We start from the raw sequence: 4,368 nt of genomic DNA on the forward strand, positions 1-4,368 counted from the left end.
CAATTGTAGAATGGTTGTAAGTGCTTTTTAAATTGGAGTAAGCTAAAGTGAAATAAAAAACTGTTAGCCACCTTATCTTTAAACAAGTAATCCTCGTTTCTTCTCGCAACTAAGCAAGCTTAAACTAACCTACACACTTATAAAGACAAGAAGTTTTTCTCTTTTTCTGCAGATTGTTATAGCTGGGAGGGCAACTTTTCTTGACAGGAAGAAACTGGCGTATTGGATTCCATCATTCGTTAGAAGAATTAAAACATTGCGCCAAAAAAAGCCGTTTTTCTCAAATAAGGCAAAGAATCAATCTCATTCTTTTAGCCGCACCAAAATTGCCGCGTCACTTAATCCCCAAAACATGCGGCTGCTCCTAAATGCTTGGAAGGTCTCCACCCTTTCCTTAAATCTATCTTGGATTAAAGCTCCGGTAGATTATCTGTGAGTTGTTTTTCATTGATAAGGATATGAATTCGTTTGACTTGCTTTTTTAATTTTTATACATTGTCTTTAAATAATAAAAACGCTGAAAAAGTCATCATTACCCAAGAAAATAAAATGCAAACTATCTCTTCGACATCTATTGAAAGCTTGCCCAATGAATTGCTACTCCCTATCTTAGAGGCTTGCGCAGTTCCTTCCTTATTTAGCGTCTGTAAAAGATGGCATCATCTGCTGGCTACTGAAGTCATGCCCCCTCTTTATAAGCAAATAGGTAAAGTGCATGTTCCTCAAGGAAATGTTAGGGAGCAGGCTCTTATTGTAGATAGGATTTATAAGCTAGAAGAAAAGCTTTCTGAAGCAGCAAAGGTAAATGTAATCTTTAGGCAAATCTTTACTTTAGCCAAGTCTTTTTCTCCTTTGGAATTTAAATGGAAAATAGAAGAAAAAACAGGCTTAACGCTGGCTAATTACTTTTCTCATCTCTTAAATATTAATCGTCTTTTACTTTGGAAAAAGCTTCCTGGTGGGAAAGAATACTTAAGACAAGAAAAAATCAAGTATTTACCTTTAGAAAAACAAGGAGAGCTTCTTAGAGATTGGATTGAAGAAAATTGTAAAAACATCAGGAATTTAGATTTATATAAAGCAGGCTTGACTTACTTACCCTCAGAAATAGGCCAATTGTCTCAGCTGCAAACGCTTGACTTAAGAGAAAACCAGCTCACCGCTCTGCCTACAGAAATCGGACAGCTGCCTAAGCTGCAAAGGCTTGAATTAAATCAAAACCAGCTCACCAGTCTGCCTGCAGAAATAGGTCAATTGTCTCAGCTGCTAGAGCTTAACTTAAGAGAAAACCAGCTCGCCAGTCTGCCTGGAGAAATCGGGCAGCTGTCTAAGCTGCGAGTGCTTTACTTAAATCAAAACCAGCTCACCAGTCTTCCTATAGAAATCGGGCAACTGTCTGAGCTGCAAGAGCTTTACTTAAACAACAACCAGCTCACCGCTCTGCCTGCAGGAATAGGTCAATTGTCACAGCTGACACGCCTTTACTTAAATCAAAACCAACTCACCGCTCTACCTACAGAAATCGGACAGCTGTCTGAGCTGCAAGGGCTTTACTTAAATCAAAACCAGCTCACCAGCCTTCCTGCAGAAATCGGGCTGTTGTCTAATCTGCTACAGCTTGATTTAAGGCAAAACCAGCTCACCGCTCTGCCTGCAGGAATAGGTCAATTGTCACAGCTGACACGCCTTTACTTAAATCATAACCAACTCACCGCTCTACCTACAGAAATCGGACAGCTGTCTGAGCTGCAAGGGCTTTACTTAAATCAAAACCAACTCACCAGCCTACCTGTAGAAATCGGGCAGCTGTTTCAGCTGCAAACGCTTGAATTAGCGGAAAATCCTTTGAAAGATATCGCCGAAAAATAAGGCAGCGTTTTCAATTGTAAAATAGTCTTAAATACTTTTTAAATGAGGATGGACTAAAATAAAATAACAAACTTTTAGCCATCCTATATTTGAAGAAGTAATCCGCATTTCTTCCAGCAAATAAGCAAGCTTAAACTAACCTACACATTTATAACGACAAGAAGTTTCTCTCTTTTTCTGCAGATTGCTATGGCTGGGAGAACAACTTTTCTTGATAGGAAGAAACTGGCGTATTGTATTCCATCATGCGGCAGAAGAATTAAAACAAAGCACCAAAAAGAGCCGTTTTCTCAAATAAGGCAAAGAATCAATCTCCTTCTTTTAGCCACACCAAAATTGCCGCGTCACTTAATCCCCAAAACCTGTGTCTGCTCCTAAATGCTTAGAAGGTCTACCCCCTTTCTTTAAATCTATCTGAAATAAAAGCGCAGTAGATTGTCTGTGAATGGTTTTTCATTGATAAGGATACGAATTCGTTTGACTTGCTTTTTTAATTTTTTTATATTGATTTTAATAAATAAAAATGCTGAAAAGTTATCACTACCCAAGGAAATAAATGCATCCTATCTCATCGACATCTATTGAAAGCTTGCCCAATGAATTGCTACTCCCTATCTTAGAGGCTTGCGTAGTTCCTTCCTTATTTAGCGTCTGTAAAAGATGGCATTATCTGCTGGCTACTGAAGTCATGCCCCCTCTTTATAAGCAAATAGGTAAAGTGCATGTTCCTCAAGGAAATGTTAAGGAGCAGGCTCTTATTGTAGATAGGATTTATAAGCTAAAAGAAAAGCTTTCTGAAGCAGCAAAGGTAAATGCAATCTTCAGACAAATCTTTACTTTAGCCAAGTCTCTTTCTCCTTTGGAATTTAAAGAGAAAACAGAAGAAAAAAGAGGCTTAACGCTGGCTAATTACTCTTCTTATCTCTTAAATATTAATCGCCTTTTACTTTGGAAAAAACTTCCTGGTGGGGAAGAATACTTGAGCCGAGAAGAAATTAAGCACTTGCCTCTAGAAAAAAAAGGAGAGCTTCTTAGAGATTGGATTGAAGAAAATTGTAAAAACATCACGATTTTAGATTTATCTAGAGTAGGCTTGACTTATTTACCCCCAGAAATATGCCAGTTATCTCAACTGCAAGAGCTTAATTTAAGCCGAAACCAGCTCACCGCTCTGCCTGTAGGAATAAACCAGCTATCCCAGCTGCAAGAGTTTGACTTACATAGAAATCAGCTCACCGCCCTTCCGGTAGAGATAGGGCAGCTATCACAGCTACAAGAGCTTGACTTACATAGAAATCAGCTCACCTTCCTTTCAGCAGAGATAGGGCTGCTACCAGAGCTCCGAGTGCTTTACTTAAAAGATAACCAGCTTATCACTCTTCCGGCAGAGATAGGGCAGCTATCGCAGCTGGGAACGCTTGAATTAGACAGCAACCAGCTCACTACTCTTCCAACCGAGATAAGGCAGCTGTCTCAGCTTAAATTGCTTTACTTAGATAACAACCAGCTTACCACTCTTCCGGCAGAGATAGGGCAGCTGTCTCAGCTGCAAGTGCTTGACTTAAATCAAAACCAGCTCACCGCTCTGCCTACAGAAATTGGTCAGCTGTCTCAACTACGAGTGCTTAAATTAGGCCAAAACCAGCTAAACACACTTCCTACAGAAATCGGGCAGCTGCCTCAGCTGCAAACGCTTGAATTAGCAGAAAATCCTTTGAAAGATATCGCCAAAAAAATAAGGCAGCGTTTTCAATTGTAGAATGGCTGTAAGTACTTTTTAATTTGGGGAGGGCTAAAATGAAATAAAAAACTTTTAGCCATCTTATCTTTAAACAAGTAATCCGTTTTCCTTCCAGCAACTAAGCAAGCCTAAACTAACCTACATATTTATAAAGACAAGAAGTTTCTCTCTTTTTCTGCAGATTGCTATGTTTGGGAAAACAACTTTTTTTGATAGGAAGAAACTGGCGTATTGGATTCTATCATTCGGCAGAAGAATTAAAACAAGGCACCAAAAAGAGCCGTTTTTCTCAAACAAGGCAAAGAATCAATCTCATTCTTTTAGCCAAACCTAAATTGCCGCGTCACTTAATCTCCCAAACCTGTGGCTGCTCCTAAATGCTTGTAGGGTCTCCACCCTTTCCTTGAATCTATCTGAAATAAAAGCGTGGTAAATTATCTGCGAGTTGTTTCTCCTTGATAAGGATATGAATTGGTTTGACTTGCATTTTTAATTTTTTTATTCTGTCTTAAAAATAAAATGATAAAAGGTCATCACTACCCAAGGAAATAAAATGCATCCTATCTCTTCGGCATCTATTGAAAGCTTGCCCAATGAATTGCTACTCCCTATCCTAGAGGCTTGCGTAGTTCCTCCCTTATTTAGCGTCTGTAAAAGATGGCATCATCTGCTGGCTACTGAAGTCATGCCCCCTCTTTATAAGCAAATAGGTAAAGTGCATGTTCCTCAAAGAAATGTTAAGGAGCAGGCTCTTATTG

Annotated in this window: 3 protein-coding genes; all 3 read left to right on the forward strand. The window is 39.1% G+C overall.

Annotated features, from left to right (window positions below; translation table 11 throughout):
• The first annotated feature begins 549 nt into the window (after positions 1-549).
• Positions 550-1,869, forward strand: a complete 1,320-nt coding sequence (locus DB42_RS01320; protein ID WP_193365265.1) for a leucine-rich repeat domain-containing protein — start codon at positions 550-552, stop codon at positions 1,867-1,869.
• A 556-nt stretch (positions 1,870-2,425) separates the two neighbouring features.
• Complete coding sequence (locus DB42_RS01325; RefSeq protein ID WP_052435884.1) at positions 2,426-3,628, forward strand: leucine-rich repeat domain-containing protein; 1,203 nt, start codon at positions 2,426-2,428, stop codon at positions 3,626-3,628.
• Between the two features lie 535 nt (positions 3,629-4,163).
• Positions 4,164-4,368, forward strand: a 205-nt coding sequence (locus DB42_RS01335; RefSeq protein ID WP_044881394.1) for a hypothetical protein, incomplete at its 3' end; no start/stop codon positions are given.

It is taken from the genome of Neochlamydia sp. EPS4, assembly GCF_000813665.1.
GTDB lineage: Bacteria > Chlamydiota > Chlamydiia > Chlamydiales > Parachlamydiaceae > Neochlamydia.

Coding starts and splice junctions, on each gene's coding strand:
- DB42_RS01320 (WP_193365265.1), top strand. CDS start 550: ATGCAAACTATCTCTTCGACATCTATTGAAAGCTTGCCCAATGAATTG.
- DB42_RS01325 (WP_052435884.1), top strand. CDS start 2,426: ATGCATCCTATCTCATCGACATCTATTGAAAGCTTGCCCAATGAATTG.